We start from the raw sequence: 15838 nt of genomic DNA, 5'->3' as shown, positions 1-15838 counted from the left end.
GAGGCCGAGGCGGGTGAAGTCGAGATCGGCCGCCACCATCCAGCTGGGAATGCGCATCTCGTCGCTGTCGCCGAAGATGAACTTCTGGCGCAGGTCCTGGGCGTGGAGCACGTCGAGCAGGCGGATACCGTCGGACTGGCCCCAGGCGCGGACGAACTTGCCGACCTTGAAGGCATAGCGATTGCCCGGATCGGTGATCTTCACCGCGGCCTCGCGGATCATCTCGTCGTTGAAATCGGAGAGGAAGAGGTTCTGGTCGTCCTGCGTGCCATAGGGATCGCGCGGGGGATTGGCCAGCGGGCCGCCCGGGGTTCCGGCGCCGGCGCCGCCCAGATGGTAACGGAAGGGATCGCGGAAGTCGGGCGAGGCATAGTTCTGGATGCCCGGGCCCTGCAGATCGCCGCCGATCTCGCTGTAGAGATCGCCGCGCAGCCAGAAATCGCCGGTCACGGTGATGGTGCTGGCCGGGCGCCAGCTGCCCGTCAGCTCGAGCAGATAATTGGCCTGGCCGATCTCGACCCCGCCACCGACGAGATCGCTGTCATAGGCAAGGGCGATGCCCTGGCGCATCCGGCCGCCGATGGTGAAGCCGTCGGACACCGTCACCTCCGCCAGCGCCGGAACGGCGACCAGCGATATCAGCGTCGCGATCAGAAGGGGTTTGCCGGGGTTCTGCATTGTTCCGTCCCTGTCGGTACTCTTATGGAAATTTTTTGAACGATCAATGTTATTGATCTGAATTGAAAAGTATTCAAAACGGATTCAATTGCAACATGATTCTGGAATGAAAAATCTATGCCCTCATTATTGCTGAATGACAAATAGATATACTCGCCGATGATAGATTCATCGTCGTCTCATCGAATTTATACACAAATTCTTCGCCCGCGCGCCGCAATCGGACACACAAAAGGTTACGCGCGCCGCACCGGACCTCGCTTCGCCATCATGTCGGCACGATCCTCCCTGACCGCCGGCACCTTCATCGGGACCGGCTTCCCTCAGAAACTCGCAAGCTTCATGCCAGCGCCGCCAACCAAGGCAATCCGCGGCTTAAGGTCACCGGGAGGCGAGGATCGGGATGGCAACCTGAATGAAATCGTCAATCGTCCCCCGGCCCTTCGCTCAAATCCGACGAACCAAATCCGCTCAATACGGGGACACTATACCTATTTAAAGTAACCGCGGCGGCCTTAAATAGGTATAGTGTCCCCGCATTGAAGGGGCCCGTATTGTGGGGTGCCACATCGTGGCGGATGGTGTGGACTGCGTCCCACTCGCTGCCCGTCGCCCCGATCTTGCGTCAGGGCGACGGAGAATGCTGTTCGACCGTTCCCGAATGCCTCTCTAGCGCAGGAAATCCGCAGTGCCGAGGGTCACGAAAGTGTCAAGGAAGATCGAGAAATCGGCTTTGCCGTCACCATCCACGTCGCCCTGCACGAGCGTGCCGGTGTCGCGGGCCAGGACAATCAACTCGCCTGCTGCCTTGTGGAACTTGTCGGTCACGACGAAGGCCTGATCGCCATCGACGGTGGTCTTGGCGTCGATCCGGCGCAGGTCGATCCTGTCCAGGCCCTGCTCGAAACCGACGATGGTGTCGCGGCCCGTTCCGGACACGGTGGAATCGTCGAGCGCGTCATATCTGAATATGTCGCGCCCGTCGCCACCGACGAGGCGGTCGGCCCCGGCGCCACCGTCAAGCACATCGTCACCCGCGCCACCGGTGAGCGTGTTGTTGGCGCCGTTGCCGGTGATCGTGTTGGCGACCGCATTGCCTGTGCCCTTGATCGCGCCGCTTCCGGTCAATTGCAGGTTCTCGAAGCCGTTGCGCAGGGCATAACTGATCGACGCCTTCACCAAGTCGATGCCGCTGCCGCCGGATTCGCTGACCACGTCGCCGATGTCGTCCACCACATAGATGTCGTTGCCGGCGCCGCCTTTCATCGTGTCGGCCCCGGCCATGCCGTCGAGGACATTGGCGCCGCTGTTGCCGATCAGGACATTCGCGAGATTGTTGCCGATGCCGCGACTGTCGCCCGTCCCGGTCAGGGTGAGATTCTCGATCGCGGCGCCCAGCGTAAAGCTGGCAAGGGCGGTTTCGACCCGGTCGATCCCATCGCCGCCGGTTTCATCCACCACATCGCCCGCGGCATCGACGATATAGACATCGTTGCCCGTGCCGCCCCGCAGGATGTCGTTGCCCGCGCCGCCGTTCAGCGTGTCCGCCCCCGCGCCGCCATTCAGCGTGTTGTTGGCGCCGTTGCCCGTGATCGTGTTGGCGGCCGAATTGCCCGTGCCGTTGATCGCGCCGCTTCCCGTCAGCTGCAGGTTCTCGAAGCCGTCGGGCAGGGCGTAACTGATCGACGCCTTCACCAAGTCGATGCCGCTGCCGCCGGATTCGCTGACCACGTCGCCGATGTCGTCCACCACATAGATGTCGTTGCCGGCGCCGCCTTTCATCGTGTCGGCCCCGGCCATGCCGTCGAGGACGTTGGCGCCGCCGTTGCCGATCAGGACATTCGCGAGGCCATTGCCGGTGCCGCGACTGTCGCCCGTCCCGGTCAGGGTGAGATTCTCGATCGCGGCGCCCAGCGTATAGCTGGCAAGGGCGGTTTCGACCCGGTCGATCCCGTCGCCGCCGGTTTCATCCACCACATCGCCCGCGGCATCGACGATATAGACATCGTTGCCCGTGCCGCCCCGCAGGATGTCGTTGCCCGTGCCGCCGTCCAGCGTGTCCGCCCCCGCGCCGCCAACGAGCGTGTCGTTGCCGTCAAGACCGGAAAGCACGTCATTGCCGGCACCGCCCGTGATCGTATTCACGAGGTCGTTGCCGGTGCCGCTCACCGAGGCCGAGGTGTCGACAATGAGGTTCTCCACATTGCCCGGGAGCGTGTAGCTCACCTTGGTCTTTACGGTATCCGTGCCAAGACCGCCCCCCTCATAGAGCGTGTCCCCGGCCGAATCGACCAGATACAGGTCGTTGCCGGCCCCACCGGCCATATGATCGTCGCCCGCCCCGCCATCGAGCGTGTCGGCGCCATCTTCGGCGAAGAGATCGTCGTCGCCGAGACCGCCGTAGAGCTGGTCGTCGCCCAGACCGCCGTAGAGATAATCATCACCGCCGTTGCCGTTGACCACGTCATTTCCGGCCCCGGCGATCAGATCGTCCTGCAGATTCCCGCCCGAGATCGTATCCGCGCCGCCGAGGATCGAGGCGATCAGGTTGCGGTCGTCGGTCGTCGACGTCGTGGAGGCGACATTGACCAGGGTGGTTGCGGGGACCGAGAATCCGGACACGCTGAACAGCGTCTGCCCCATGCCCGACTGGTAGCCCTTGTAGCCGGTCACCGTTCCACCGGTAGGCACGCCGTATCTGTCGTAGGTGAAACCTGAACCGGTGAAGATGTCCTGGTAACCATTGGAATAGCCAAGCACATAGGTGCCGGCATTGGCCACCATCACCGTGCCATAAAACAAATTGGAAAAATCGATACTCGGAATGCTGAGGCTGTAGTCCGTATTCGTTGTCACGGCGACCATAACGACACCCTGCGGAACGGTTGGCTCCAGGGCCGAACCGATGAGATGGGCCGAAAATTCGGAGGGGAGGACTGTACAACGCCGAATCGAGGCCATCAATCTCAGGCTGACGGTGAACCCGCGCCGCCACTGGGGGTGGCAACCAGTGGCCGCGCCCGCCGGGAATTTGCTTCACATATGAAATATTATCCTTCATATGTGAAACAAATGGCGATAGCCTGCGGGGCATGAGCACGCCGCGTCCCCGCCTCTTCTACCTGTTGAACAGGGCCCGCCATGCCGTCTACAAGGCGGCTGACGTTGCCCTGCTCGAGCGGCTGGACATCACCTCGGTGCAGCTCGGCGCCCTCTTCGTCATCGGGGAAGGCGGGGAATGCACCCCGGGCGATCTCGCCGAGCGGCTGGACCTCAACGCTTCGGCGGTGACGGGCCTGGCCGAACGGCTGGAACGCGCCGGGTTCATTGCCCGCCGCCCCCACGAGGAGGACCGCCGCGTCACCCTTCTCGCGCTCACGAAGGCCGGCAAGGACCGCCTGAAGGCGGCAAGGCCCCTGATCGACGAGATGAACGGCCAGTTGACGGCCGGCTTCACCCCGGAGGAGACGGCGATCGTGGTCCGCTTCCTCGAAAACGCCCTTAACAACGTATCGCCAACGCTCAAGGCCAGGAGCACCCGGAAATGACCGACCTCGTCACCACCCAGATCGCCGACGGCATCGCCCGCATCACGATGAACCGGCCGGACAAGAAGAACGCCATCACCCTCGCCATGTATGACGCCATCGTCGACGGGCTGAAGGCCGCGGAAGCCGATCCCACGGTCCGGGTGGCGATCCTCACCGGGGCGGGCGATGCCTTCACCGCCGGCAACGACCTGGTCGACTTCATGCAGAACCCGCCGGACCTTGCCGGGGAATCGCCGGTCGGCCGCTTCCTCGCCGGGATCACCACCTTTCCCAAGATCCTGATCGCCGCGGTCAACGGCATCGCGGTCGGCGTCGGCACCACCATGCTGCTGCACTGCGACCTCGTCTATGCCGCCGACACGGCCCGTTTCTCCATGCCCTTCACGGCGCTGGGCCTGGTGCCCGAGGCGGCGTCGAGCCTGATCGTCCCGGCGATGATCGGCCATCGCAAGGCGGCGGAGCTGTTCCTGTTCGGCGATGCCTTCGATGCGAAGACGGCGGCCGAGCTTGGCTTCGTCAACGAGGTGGTGCCGGCGGCCGATCTCGCCGCCCATGTCGAGGCCAAGGCGAAACGCCTGACCGGCCTTGCCCCTTCGGCCCTGCGCCTGACCAAGCAGCTGATGAAATCCACGACCTCGGGCGTCGCCGAGCGCATGAAGGAAGAAGGCGCGATCTTCGGTGCCCAGCTGCGCGGACCGGAGGTCGCGGAGGCCATCGGCGCCTTCTTCGAGAAGCGCAAGCCGGACTTTTCGCGCTTCGCCGCCTGATTGCGGGGGTGGGTTGGGCATTTTGCCGCATGGGACCGGCTTTTTGCCCATTCCCACCCTAAGTCGCACTTGTGATGGCACCGTTACGGGGCAACATTGGGCGAACAAGGGCGGCCGCGCGTATGGCCGCCTTGGAAACGCTGCCCCGGAAGTGACCGCCCATGTCCACCATCCTGTTCTCCCACCCGTCCTGCCTCGCCCATGAAACCGGCTGGGGTCACCCCGAATGCGCGGACAGGTTGCGGGCGGTGATGCGGGCGCTGGAGGCGGAGGATTTCCATTACCTCGAGCGGGCGGAGGCGCCGCCGGCGACGCGCGAGCAGCTGATCCGCGTGCATGATCCCGATTATGTCGACTGGGTGCTGTCCAAGGTGCCGTCGGTCGGCCACAACGTCTTTCACCTCGACGGGGATACCGTGATGTCGCCCGGCTCGGGCGAGGCCGCGCTTCACGCCGCGGGCGCCGTGGTCGCCGCGGTCGACACGGTGTTGACCGGGGGCGCCTATTCCGCCTTCTGCGCCGTCCGTCCGCCCGGCCACCATGCCGAGCCGAACCACGCCATGGGCTTCTGCCTGTTCAACAATGTCGCGGTCGGCGCCCTGCACGCCCGCGTCGCCCACGGGCTGGAGCGGATCGCCGTCGTCGATTTCGACGTCCATCACGGCAATGGCACGCAGGCCATGTTTGAAAAAGACCCGGGCCTGTTCTACGCCTCGACCCATCAGGCGCCGCTCTATCCCGGCACTGGCGCGGCGGGCGATACCGGCGTCGCCGACAATATCGTGAACGCCCCGCTGCCCCCGGGCGCGGACGGCCCCGCCTTCCGCAAGAGCTTTGCCGAGCATGTCTTCCCGGCGCTGGAAGCCTTCAGGCCGGAGTTGATCCTGGTCTCGGCCGGCTTCGACGGCCATGCGCTCGACCCGCTGGCCAACATGCGCCTGTCGGAACAGGACTACCGCTGGGTGACCGAGGAGTTGGCGCGCCTCGCCCGCAAGATGTGCCGGGCCGGCCTCGTCTCCACGCTCGAGGGCGGTTATGACCTCTATGCCCTGTCGTCTTCGGTCGCGGCCCATGTCGCGACCCTGATGATCAACTGATCCGCCAATGACGGGGCGGGGGCGATACCGCCCCCGCCCGCGCCATCACTGCATGGTGCCGTGATTGTGGCCCTGCTCCTCGCCATGGCCAGAGGTGCCGCCGAGCGGGCCGACAACGAATTCGACCTCGACCGTGCCCGCCTTCTCGAAGTTCAGCGTGGCCTTGAACTTCTCGCCCTCGACCAGCGGCTTCTTCAGGCCGATGAACATGACGTGATAGCTGCCGGGCTTCAGTTCGAGGGTCGCGCCCGGCGCGATCTCGACGCCGCCCGTCACCTGATTCATTGAGGCCATGCCCTCGGCGGTCATGGTCATTTCGTGGATTTGGGCCTTTTCGGCGACATCGCTGGCGACCGACAGCAGACGGTCGGGCGCATCGCCCTTGTTCTCGACCTTGAAGAAGCCGCCGGCGACCTTGGCACCCGCGGGGGTCGCCCGCGACCAGGGATGGACGACCTCGAGAGTGCCGGCCTCGAACTCATGGGCGAAGGCGGGAGCGGAAAGGCTGAGCGCCGCGAGGGCGAAGGCGGCCGCGCGGATAAGGGAAAAGGACATGGCATGACCTGTCGGTTTGGCCCGTGACGGGCCGAAATGATGGGATGGGCGCGATGAGGTCAGGCCGAGGGCGGCGGGGCCCGGGGCTGCCGCCAGGCGGTCGCGGCCGGCGCCTTGACCCCCGTCGCGGGCGCGATGACATCCGGTGCCCGCGCGGTCCGGACCGGCGGTCCCGGCAGCGGAGCCACCGCTTCGGACAAGCCGCCCAACATCGGGCAGCCCGGCAGGCAGCAACTGGCGCCGCCCGGGTTGCCCGCCGGGGCCTTGGCCGGGGCGCCGCCAGGCCCCGGAATCTGGGTGGTGCACAGCGGCCCCATCAGGGCGGCCAGCCGGCCCAGTGGTGTATCGGCGGCAAGCGCCGTCGTCAGCGGCTGAAGGAACAAAAGCAGGGCCGCGACGAGGGCGATGCGCGCGCGCAGGGCCCTGCCGTTCCGTCTTTCCGTCGCTGGCTGCCGCTTCATGCCCCGCGCTCCTTCCGCTTCTGCCTAGCACGGCAGGGCCGGGGCGGGAAGACGGCGGCCCGCCGCGCGACGATTCCGCCCGGCCCGTGGGACAGGCTGGACCTGTTCCGGCTTGTCAGACCCGCCCAAGGCGGTTAGGACATCGAAGTGGCGGGCCCCGGTCCCCGCCCGTGCCGTAGGTCAACCGAGGGCGATATGCCTGCCGACTCCCAGATGCCGCCCAAAGACGCCTTGCCCGCCGACGCCCTGCCCGCCGATATCGCCGCCCTCAGCTTCGAGGCGGCGCTGCGCGAGCTGGAGGCGATCGTGCGCCAGCTCGAGGACGGCCGCGTCGACCTCGAGGCGTCGATCGAGACCTATGGCCGGGGCGCCCTGCTGAAGCGCCATTGCGAGGCGAAACTGGCCCAGGCCAAGGCCAGGGTCGAGGCCATCGTGGCCGGGCCCGACGGCGAACTTTCGACGAAGGCTTTCGATGCCGGCTGATGATTCCCCGATGACCGAAGACATCCTGTCGCCCGCCCTGGCCGAGGCCGCGAGCGATATCGAAAAGGCGCTGGAGCGCCTGCTGCCGCCCGTCATCGGGCCGGAGGCGCGTCTCCTCGAAGCCATGCGCTATGCCACCCTGTCGGGCGGCAAGCGCCTGCGCCCGTTCCTCACCCTCGAGGCGGCGGGGATTTTCGACGTGAAACGGTCGTGCGCCTTGCGGGCCGCCGCCGCGCTCGAATGCGTGCATTGCTACAGCCTCGTCCATGACGACCTGCCGTCGATGGACGACGACGACCTGCGCCGGGGCAAGCCGACGGTGCACAAGGCGTTCGACGAGGCGACGGCGGTGCTGGCCGGCGATGCCCTGCTGACCTATGCCTTCGACCTGCTGGCCGCGCCCGACACCCATGACGATCCGCGCGTCCGCCTCGAATTGGTGGCGATTCTCGCCCAGGCCTCCGGCCCCCATGGCATGGTGGGCGGGCAGGTTCTCGACCTCGCGGCCGAAGTGCCGGGGGCCGATTTCGACCTCGGCCAGGTCACCAGGATGCAGAAAATGAAGACGGGCGCGCTGATTCAGGCCGCCGCCGAAATGGGCGCGGTGCTCGGCCGGGCCAGCCCGGAGGCGCGCACCGCCCTGCGCGCCTATGCCCATGACCTCGGCCTCGCCTTCCAGATCACCGACGATCTCCTGGATGTCGAGGGCCGGGTGGAGAATACCGGCAAGGCCGTGGCTAAGGACGCGGCCCGCGGCAAGGCCACCTTCGTTTCCATCCTCGGGGTGGAGCGCGCGCGGGCGCAGGCCGAACGTCTGGCCGAACAGGCGGTGAACCATGTCGCCATGTTCGGCAGCCGGGCCGACCGCCTGACCGCGCTGGCGCGTTTCGTCGTCGACCGCAAATCCTGAACCGGTCGCTTTGAGGACATGAACACGGTGTCGATCAGTCCGCCGCTCACCCCTCTCCTGGACCAGGTTTCCGGGCCGGAGGATCTGCGCAAGCTGGCCGAGGAGGATCTGCCCCAACTCGCCGCCGAATTGCGCGCCGAGACGATCGACGCCGTCTCCATCACCGGAGGCCACCTCGGTGCCGGCCTCGGCGTGATCGAACTGACCGTCGCCCTGCATTACGTCTTCGACACGCCGGCCGACCGGCTGATCTGGGATGTCGGCCATCAGGCCTATCCGCACAAGATCCTGACCCATCGCCGCGACCGCATCCGCACCCTGCGCCAGGGCGGCGGCCTGTCCGGCTTCACCAAGCGGGCGGAAAGCGAATACGACCCCTTCGGCGCCGCCCATTCCTCGACCTCGATCTCGGCCGGACTCGGCATGGCGGTGGCGCGCGACCTTCAGGGCGGCGACAACCATGTGATCGCGGTGATCGGCGATGGCGCCATGTCGGCCGGCATGGCCTATGAGGCGATGAACAACGCGGGCTCGATGGACAGCCGCCTGATCGTCATCCTGAACGACAACGACATGTCGATCGCCCCGCCCGTCGGCGCCATGAGCGCCTATCTGGCGCGGCTGATGTCGTCGCGTTCCTACGTCAATTTCCGCAGCCTCGCCAAGCAGATGATGCAGCGCTTCCCCAAGAGCTTCGAGCGCACGGCGAAGCGGGCGGAAGAATATGCCCGGGGCATGGCCTCGGGCGGCGGCACCCTGTTCGAGGAACTGGGCTTCTATTACGTCGGCCCGATCGACGGCCATAATCTCGAGCATCTGTTGCCCGTGCTGCGCAATGCGCGCGACGCCGGCAACGGCCCGATCCTCGTCCATGTCATCACCCAGAAGGGCAAGGGCTATCCGCCCGCCGAAGCCGCCGCCGACAAATATCACGGGGTCGTCCGCTTCGACGTCGCGACCGGCGCGCAGGTCAAGGCCAAGCCCAACGCCCCGCAATACACGCGGGTCTTCTCCGACGCGCTGATCCACCTCGCCGAAAAGGACGAGAAGATCGTCGCCATCACGGGCGCCATGCCGTCGGGCACCGGTCTCGACCGGTTCGGCGAGCGGTTCCCGAAGCGCTGCTTCGATGTCGGCATCGCTGAACAGCACGCCGTCACCTTCGCCGCCGGCATGGCGACGGAAGGGCTGAAACCGGTCTGCGCGCTCTATTCCACCTTCCTGCAGCGCGGCTACGACCAGGTGGTGCATGACGTCGCCATCCAGAAGCTGCCGGTGCGTTTCGCCATCGACCGCGCCGGCCTCGTCGGGGCCGATGGCGCCACCCATGCCGGCTCCTTCGATCTCGCCTATCTCGGCTGCCTGCCGAATTTCGTGATCATGGCGCCGTCGGACGAGGCGGAACTGGCGCGCATGGTCGCGACCTCGGCCGCGATCGACGACGCGCCTTCCGCCTTCCGCTTTCCGCGCGGCGAAGGCGTCGGCGTCGATATCCCGGCAGACCTTCAGCCGCTCGAGGTCGGCAAGGGCCGCGTGGTGCGCGAGGGCAGCCGTGTCGCCATCCTCTCCCTCGGCACCCGTCTCGGCGAGGCGCTGAAGGCCGCCGATGCGCTGGCCGCGCGCGGCATCTCGGCGACCGTCGCCGACGCCCGTTTCGCCAAGCCGCTCGACGAGGAGCTGATCCGCCGCCTCGCCCGCGAGCATGAAGTGCTGATCACGGTCGAGGAAGGCTCGGTCGGCGGTTTCTCCAGCTTCGTGCTGCATTTCCTTGCCCGCGCCGGCCTGCTGGACCGCGGGCTGAAGGTGCGGCCCATGGTTCTGCCCGACCTCTTCCTCGACCAGGACAGCCCGCACGCCATGTATGACACGGCCGGCCTCAACGCCCGCCACATCCTCGCCGAGGCTCTGGCGGCGCTGGGCGAGGAAGCGGCCAAGGCGCGGGCCTGACCGTGCCATGGCGGATGTCCGCCTGCACGCCATCCGGTCGGACATCACCAGGCTGACGGTCGATGCCATCGTCAATGCCGCCAATTCGTCATTGCTTGGCGGCGGCGGCGTGGACGGGGCGATCCACCGGGCGGCGGGGCCCGATCTCGTCCACGAATGCCGCCTGCTCGGCGGTTGCAAGACGGGCGACGCCAAGCTGACCAGGGGCTATCGCCTGCCGGCCAAATTCATCATCCACACCGTGGGGCCGGTCTGGCGCGGCGGCGCGAACGGCGAGGCGGAGCTTCTCGCCGCCTGTTACCGCCGGTCGCTCGAAGTCGCGGCGCGCCACGAAATCGCGACCATCGCCTTTCCTTCGATCAGCACCGGCATCTTCGGCTATCCGATCGAGGCGGCGGCCCAGGTCGCGGTGCGGACGGTGAGGGATACCGCCGCGGGAATCACCCGCCTGAGCGATATCTTTTTCTGCTGCTTCTCGGTCGCCGATCTTGCCGTCTATGAGGCGGTCCTGAACCGCCCGGCGTAGCCGCAGGCCGTTTCATTCCGCGGGCCCCGCGCCGGGGCCGCCATGGCCTCGTGATCGCACGCGCCTGCCCCGGCGGGTACCCGGCCCATGATCCGACCGATGGCGCCTTGATCCTGATCAACGCAATAGCGCCACCTTGGGCCAATCCTCGTCAAATCAACCCAAAGGTTGAGCAAAAAGAACAAGAGGATACGCACCATGACGGTGACCACCCACGCGACCGGGTTGCGCTCGGTCGAAAAAAGAAGCTCCATCTCGGCATGTTGTCCGCCATCGTCGTCGGCTCGATGGTCGGCGCGGGCGTGTTCAGCCTGCCGCAGAACATGGCCAATGGCGCGGGGCCGCAGGCGATCATGATCGGCTGGGGCATCACCGCCGTCGGGATGCTGGCCCTCGTCCTCGTCTACCGCGCCCTCGCCACCCGGCGGCCGGAACTCGACGCCGGCCCCTATGCCTATGCCCGCGCGGGCTTTGGTAACTTCCTCGGTTTCAACAGCGCCTGGGGCTACTGGCTGTCGGCCTGGATCGGCAATGTCTCCTATGCCGTGGTGCTGTTCTCCGCGCTCGCCTATTTCGTGCCGGTGTTCGGCGACGGCAACACCTGGCAGGCGGTCGTCGGGGCCTCGGTCGTGCTGTGGGCCATCCATTTCCTGATCCTGGGCGGCGTGCGTCAGGCGGCGGCGGTCAATCTGATCACGACGGTCGCCAAGATCGCGCCGATCGTGCTCTTCGTCGCGGTCGCCGTCGTCGCCTTCAAGATGGACACCTTCACCCTCGACCTGTCGGGCGCGGGCAATGCCGATCTCGGATCGGTGATGAACCAGGTGAAGAGCACGATGCTGGTCACCCTCTGGGTCTTCATCGGCATCGAAGGCGCCAGCGTGGAATCGAGCCGGGCCGAACACCGGGCCGACATCGGCCGGGCGACGGTCATCGGTTTCCTGACCTGCCTCGCGCTCTATGCCCTCGTCTCGCTGCTGTCCGCCGGCATCATGACCCAGCCCGAACTGGCCGGCCTCAAGAACCCGTCGATGGCCGGCGTGCTCGAACATGTCGTCGGGCCCTGGGGCGCGGTGGTGATCAATATCGCGGTCGTCGTCTCGGTGCTCGGCGCCTTCCTCGCCTGGACCCTGCTGGCGGCGGAAATTCCCTTCGCGGCGGCCAAGGACGGCACCATGCCGCGCTTCTTCGCGGGCGAGAATGACAAGGGCGTGCCCGCCACCTCGCTGTGGATCACCAACGGTCTCGTCCAGGTCTTCCTGATCGTGACCCTGTTCGCGCAGAGCACCTATCAGGCGCTGTTCTACATCGCCTCCTCGGCGATCCTGGTGCCCTATGTCTTCTCCGGCGCCTTCGCCGCCAAGCTGGCCCTGACCGGCGAGAGCTACCGGCCGGGCGAGTCGCGGCTGGGCGCCCTCTTCGTCGGGCTGCTGGCCACGGTCTATGGCCTGTGGCTGATCTATGCCGCCGGCCCGACCTATATCTTCATGTGCGCCATGCTCTATGCCCCGGGCATCCTCGTCTACATGAAGGCCCGTCAGGAACAGGGCGGCCGCGCCTTCACCGCGGTCGAGGCGCTGATCGCCGTCGGCCTCGTGGTCGCCGGCATCGCCGCCGCCTATCTGATCTGGCACGGCGACATCAGCCCGCTCTGACCCCGGCGAAGGAGATCGCATATCATGCAACTCGGTGTTCATTCCGAGATCGGCCGCCTGCGCGAGGTGATCGTGCACCGGCCGGATCTGTCCCTGCGCCGGCTGACGCCCGACAATTGCCACGCGCTGCTGTTCGACGACGTGCTGTGGGTGAAGAAGGCGCGGCAGGAACACGACGCCTTCGTCGACGCCATGCGTGAGCGGGGCGTGGTCGTCCATCTGTTCGGACAGCTGCTGGCCGAGACCATGGCCAGCCCCGAAGCCCGCCACTGGCTGCTCGACCGACGGGTGGCGCCCGCCATCGTCGGCCTCGATTTCGCCGAGGAACTGCGCGCCTGGCTCGACGAGATGCCGGCCGCCCAGCTTTCCGAAGTGCTGGTCGGCGGCATCGCCCGGGCCGAGCTGCCCTTCCTGCCCAAGGGGTTGACGGCCAATGCGATGGAGCCGAAGGATTTCGTGCTCGCGCCGCTGCCGAACCAGCTCTTCACCCGGGACAGCTCGTTCTGGGTCTATGGCGGGGCGGCGGTGGCGCGGCCATTCTGGCCGGCCCGTCGCCAGGAGGCGGCCAATGTCGCCGCCGTCTATCGCTTCCACCCGCGGTTCCGTGACGCCGGCTTTCCTTTCTGGCTCGACGACGTGGACAGCGATCCGCGGCTCTCGACCATCGAGGGCGGCGATGTCATGCCGGTCGGCAACGGCGTCGTGCTGATCGGCATGGGCGAGCGGACGACCCCCCAGGCCGTCGCCCATCTCGCGGCGCGGCTGCTGAATTCCGGCGGCGCGGCCCGGGTCGTCGCCGCCCTGATGCCGCGCGACCGCAGCTTCATGCATCTCGACACGGTCTTCACCTTCTGCGACCACGACAAGGTGACGCGCTTCCCCGCGGTCGTCGACCGCATCCGCAGCTTCGTGATCGAGGCCGCGCCCTCGCCCTCGGGCATCGCCGTGCGCGAGGATGCAAGGCCCTTCGTCGAGGTGGTGGCGGAGGCCATCGGGGTGCGCAAACTGCATGTCATCGAGACCGGCGGCGATGCCTATCAGGCCGAGCGCGAGCAATGGGACGACGGCAACAATGTCGTCGCCCTCGCCCCCGGCGTCGTCATCGCCTACGACCGCAACGTCTATACCAACACCCTGCTGCGCCGCGACGGGGTGGAGGTCATCACCATCGAAGGCTCGGAACTGGGCCGGGGACGCGGCGGCGGCCACTGCATGACCTGCCCGATCCTGCGCGACCCCGCCTGACACGAGAGGATATGCCATGCCGATCAACCTGCGGGGCCGCAGCGTCCTGACCCTCGCCGATTTCTCGCCCGCCGAAATCCGCTTCCTCCTGCGCCTCGCGCAGGAGCTGAAGTCGGCCAAATACGGTGGCTTCGAGGTGCCGCGCCTGACGCGGAAGAACATCGCCCTGATCTTCGAGAAGGATTCGACCCGCACCCGCACCGGTTTCGAAGTCGCGGCCTATGATCAGGGCGCCCATGTGACCTATCTCGGCCCATCGGGCTCGCAGATCGGCCACAAGGAATCCATGAAGGACACGGCGCGGGTGCTGGGCCGCATCTACGACGCCATCGAATACCGGGGCTTCGGCCAGTCGATCGCCGAGGAGCTGGCGCGTCACGCCGGCGTTCCCGTCTACAACGGCCTGACCGACCAGTCGCATCCGACCCAGACCCTGGCCGATTTCATGACCATGCGGGAATTCACCCACAAGCATCTGTCCGATCTCGCCGTCACCTTCCTCGGCGACGGGCGCAACAATGTCGCCCGCTCGCTGGCCGAAGGCGCGGCCAAGGTCGGCATCGACATGCGGATCGCGGCGCCCCGCGCGCTCTGGCCCGAGCCGGGCTTCGTCGAGGCCCTGGACCGCACGGCGGCGGAAAACGGCGGCAGCCTGACCGTGACCGAGGATATCGGCGTGGCGGTGAAGGGGGCGGATTTCCTCTATACCGACGTCTGGGTCTCGATGGGCGAGCCGGACAGCATCTGGGCCGAGCGCATCGCCCAGCTGACGCCCTATCGCGTAACGCGCGAGGTCATGGCGGCCAGCGGCAACCCTTACGTCAAGTTCATGCACTGCCTGCCCTCGTTCCACAACGCCGAGACCGAGGTCGGCCGCGACATCGCGCGCAAGTTCGGCATCGACTGCATGGAAGTCACCGACGACGTCTTTGAATCGCCCGCCTCCATCGTCTTCGATCAGGCCGAGAACCGGATGCACACGATCAAGGCGATCCTCGTCGCCACCCTCGGGTCGTGACGCCATGCGGATCGTCGCGGCCCTTGGCGGCAATGCCCTGCTGCGCCGGGGCGAAGCCCTGTCGGCGGCCAATCAGGCAAACAACGTCAGGCTGGCGGCGCTCAGCCTCGCCCCCCTGATCGAAGCCGGTCACGAGCTGGTGATCACCCATGGCAACGGGCCGCAGGTCGGCCTCCTTGCCCTGCAGGCGGCGGCGGGGCCGGCCGACGGGGACCAGCCGCTCGACGTGCTCGACGCCCAGTCGGAAGGTATGATCGGCTATCTGATCGAGCGGGAAATGCGCAACCTGCTCGGTCCCGCGCGCCGGGTCGCCACCCTGTTGACGCAGGTCCGGGTCGATCCGCGCGATCCCGCCTTCGGGCATCCGACGAAGCCGATCGGCCCCGTCCATGACGACGCGGGCGCGGCCCGGCTCTCGGCGCGGGGTTTCGCCGTCGCGCGCGATGGCAAGGGCTGGCGCCGCGTCGTCGCCTCGCCCGCGCCGGCCGAGATCCTGGTGGCGCCCATCGTCGCCGATCTCGTCGATGCCGGGGCGCTGGTGATCTGCGCCGGGGGCGGCGGCATCCCGGTCGTCCGCGACGAGGCCGGCCACCTGCAGGGGATCGAGGCGGTGATCGACAAGGATCTGGCCAGCGGCCTGCTCGCCCGCTCCCTGCGCGCCGATCTCCTGATGATGCTGACCGATGTCGAGGCGGTGATGCTGGACTGGGGCCGCCCCGAAGCCCGCGCCATTACGGAAGCCGCGCCGCGCGCCCTCGCCGCCCTCGACTTCGCCGCCGGCTCCATGGGGCCGAAGGTGGCGGCGGCTGTGGTCTTCGCCGAAGGCGGCAAGGGCCGGGCGGTGATCGGCCGGCTGCAGGACGCGGGCGCCCTCGTCGCGGGGACCGCCGGCACCGGCATTCGCGAAGGGGCGCCCGGCATCACCTGCCGGACGCCATCCTGACC

At 67.2% G+C, this 15838-nt stretch carries 15 protein-coding genes; 11 read left to right on the top strand and 4 right to left on the bottom strand.

Annotated elements, in window-relative coordinates; translation table 11 throughout:
* Together DKG74_RS09800 and DKG74_RS22415 are read right to left on the bottom strand one after the other, a co-directional pair.
* On the bottom strand, nt 1-678 hold a 678-nt coding region (locus DKG74_RS09800), incomplete at its 3' end, for a hypothetical protein (protein WP_207779305.1).
* Between the two features lie 669 nt (nt 679-1347).
* Nucleotides 1348-3462 (bottom strand): calcium-binding protein, encoded by a 2115-nt coding sequence (locus DKG74_RS22415; protein ID WP_279340865.1) that lies wholly within the window; start codon nt 3460-3462, stop codon nt 1348-1350.
* Between the two features lie 308 nt (nt 3463-3770).
* On the opposite strand from DKG74_RS22415, the gene DKG74_RS09790 reads away from it, so the two are divergent.
* The 3 genes from DKG74_RS09790 to DKG74_RS09780 all read left to right on the top strand — a co-directional run bounded on the left by DKG74_RS09790 (nt 3771) and on the right by DKG74_RS09780 (nt 6093).
* Entirely contained in the window at nt 3771-4226 is a 456-nt protein-coding gene (locus tag DKG74_RS09790; protein WP_109905176.1) for a MarR family winged helix-turn-helix transcriptional regulator, read from the top strand.
* Entirely contained in the window at nt 4223-4996 is a 774-nt protein-coding gene (locus DKG74_RS09785) for an enoyl-CoA hydratase (protein ID WP_109905174.1), read from the top strand. Before DKG74_RS09790 ends, DKG74_RS09785 begins: the two co-directional genes overlap by 4 nt.
* Nucleotides 4997-5157: 161 nt before the next feature.
* Complete coding sequence (locus DKG74_RS09780) at nt 5158-6093, top strand: histone deacetylase family protein (protein ID WP_109905172.1); 936 nt, start codon at nt 5158-5160, stop codon at nt 6091-6093.
* Between the two features lie 45 nt (nt 6094-6138).
* Here DKG74_RS09780 and DKG74_RS09775 read toward each other — a convergent pair whose 3' ends face one another.
* Together DKG74_RS09775 and DKG74_RS09770 are read right to left on the bottom strand one after the other, a co-directional pair.
* Complete coding sequence (locus DKG74_RS09775; RefSeq protein ID WP_109905170.1) at nt 6139-6648, bottom strand: copper chaperone PCu(A)C; 510 nt, start codon at nt 6646-6648, stop codon at nt 6139-6141.
* Between the two features lie 59 nt (nt 6649-6707).
* Nucleotides 6708-7109, bottom strand: coding sequence for a hypothetical protein (locus DKG74_RS09770; protein WP_109905168.1), 402 nt, complete (start codon nt 7107-7109; stop codon nt 6708-6710).
* 213 nt (nt 7110-7322) lie between these two features.
* Here DKG74_RS09770 and DKG74_RS09765 point away from each other — a divergent pair, with 213 nt between their 5' ends.
* Genes DKG74_RS09765 through DKG74_RS09725 form a run of 8 tightly spaced genes read left to right on the top strand, consistent with a single transcriptional unit; the run spans nt 7323 to nt 15836 of the window.
* The gene (locus DKG74_RS09765; protein ID WP_109905166.1) at nt 7323-7592 is read left to right on the top strand and encodes an exodeoxyribonuclease VII small subunit; all 270 of its coding nucleotides are present in this window, start codon (nt 7323-7325) and stop codon (nt 7590-7592) included.
* 10 nt (nt 7593-7602) lie between these two features.
* Nucleotides 7603-8502, top strand: a complete 900-nt coding sequence (locus DKG74_RS09760) for a polyprenyl synthetase family protein (RefSeq protein WP_109905214.1) — start codon at nt 7603-7605, stop codon at nt 8500-8502.
* 18 nt (nt 8503-8520) lie between these two features.
* Nucleotides 8521-10449, top strand: coding sequence for a 1-deoxy-D-xylulose-5-phosphate synthase (gene dxs, locus DKG74_RS09755; protein WP_109905164.1), 1929 nt, complete (start codon nt 8521-8523; stop codon nt 10447-10449).
* 7 nt (nt 10450-10456) lie between these two features.
* Nucleotides 10457-10975, top strand: coding sequence for an O-acetyl-ADP-ribose deacetylase (locus DKG74_RS09750; RefSeq protein WP_109905162.1), 519 nt, complete (start codon nt 10457-10459; stop codon nt 10973-10975).
* Nucleotides 10976-11025: 50 nt separating this feature from the next.
* Complete coding sequence (gene arcD / locus DKG74_RS09740) at nt 11026-12630, top strand: arginine-ornithine antiporter (RefSeq protein WP_279340864.1); 1605 nt, start codon at nt 11026-11028, stop codon at nt 12628-12630.
* 24 nt (nt 12631-12654) lie between these two features.
* Entirely contained in the window at nt 12655-13875 is a 1221-nt protein-coding gene (locus DKG74_RS09735) for an arginine deiminase (protein ID WP_243404083.1), read from the top strand.
* 16 nt (nt 13876-13891) lie between these two features.
* A complete protein-coding gene (gene argF, locus DKG74_RS09730; RefSeq protein WP_109905154.1) occupies nt 13892-14893 on the top strand; it encodes an ornithine carbamoyltransferase in 1002 nt (333 codons plus the stop codon).
* A 4-nt stretch (nt 14894-14897) separates the two neighbouring features.
* Complete coding sequence (locus tag DKG74_RS09725) at nt 14898-15836, top strand: carbamate kinase (RefSeq protein WP_109905152.1); 939 nt, start codon at nt 14898-14900, stop codon at nt 15834-15836.
* Nucleotides 15837-15838 lie beyond the last annotated feature (2 nt).

The organism is Zavarzinia aquatilis (assembly GCF_003173035.1).
Lineage (GTDB): Bacteria > Pseudomonadota > Alphaproteobacteria > Zavarziniales > Zavarziniaceae > Zavarzinia > Zavarzinia aquatilis.
The sequence above is the reverse complement of the archived record's forward strand: the minus strand, read 5'-3'. Positions and strand labels throughout refer to the sequence as shown.

Excerpts from the sequence above, each read along its gene's own strand:
- DKG74_RS09760 (WP_109905214.1), top strand. The coding sequence starts at position 7,603 with ATGACCGAAGACATCCTGTCGCCCGCCCTGGCCGAGGCCGCGAGCGAT.
- DKG74_RS09775 (WP_109905170.1), bottom strand. The coding sequence starts at position 6,648 with ATGTCCTTTTCCCTTATCCGCGCGGCCGCCTTCGCCCTCGCGGCGCTC.
- DKG74_RS09765 (WP_109905166.1), top strand. The coding sequence starts at position 7,323 with ATGCCGCCCAAAGACGCCTTGCCCGCCGACGCCCTGCCCGCCGATATC.
- DKG74_RS22415 (WP_279340865.1), bottom strand. The coding sequence starts at position 3,462 with ATGGTGGCCAATGCCGGCACCTATGTGCTTGGCTATTCCAATGGTTAC.
- DKG74_RS09785 (WP_109905174.1), top strand. The coding sequence starts at position 4,223 with ATGACCGACCTCGTCACCACCCAGATCGCCGACGGCATCGCCCGCATC.
- DKG74_RS09725 (WP_109905152.1), top strand. The coding sequence starts at position 14,898 with ATGCGGATCGTCGCGGCCCTTGGCGGCAATGCCCTGCTGCGCCGGGGC.
- DKG74_RS09735 (WP_243404083.1), top strand. The coding sequence starts at position 12,655 with ATGCAACTCGGTGTTCATTCCGAGATCGGCCGCCTGCGCGAGGTGATC.
- DKG74_RS09750 (WP_109905162.1), top strand. The coding sequence starts at position 10,457 with ATGGCGGATGTCCGCCTGCACGCCATCCGGTCGGACATCACCAGGCTG.
- dxs (WP_109905164.1), top strand. The coding sequence starts at position 8,521 with ATGAACACGGTGTCGATCAGTCCGCCGCTCACCCCTCTCCTGGACCAG.
- DKG74_RS09790 (WP_109905176.1), top strand. The coding sequence starts at position 3,771 with ATGAGCACGCCGCGTCCCCGCCTCTTCTACCTGTTGAACAGGGCCCGC.
- DKG74_RS09780 (WP_109905172.1), top strand. The coding sequence starts at position 5,158 with ATGTCCACCATCCTGTTCTCCCACCCGTCCTGCCTCGCCCATGAAACC.
- DKG74_RS09770 (WP_109905168.1), bottom strand. The coding sequence starts at position 7,109 with ATGAAGCGGCAGCCAGCGACGGAAAGACGGAACGGCAGGGCCCTGCGC.
- argF (WP_109905154.1), top strand. The coding sequence starts at position 13,892 with ATGCCGATCAACCTGCGGGGCCGCAGCGTCCTGACCCTCGCCGATTTC.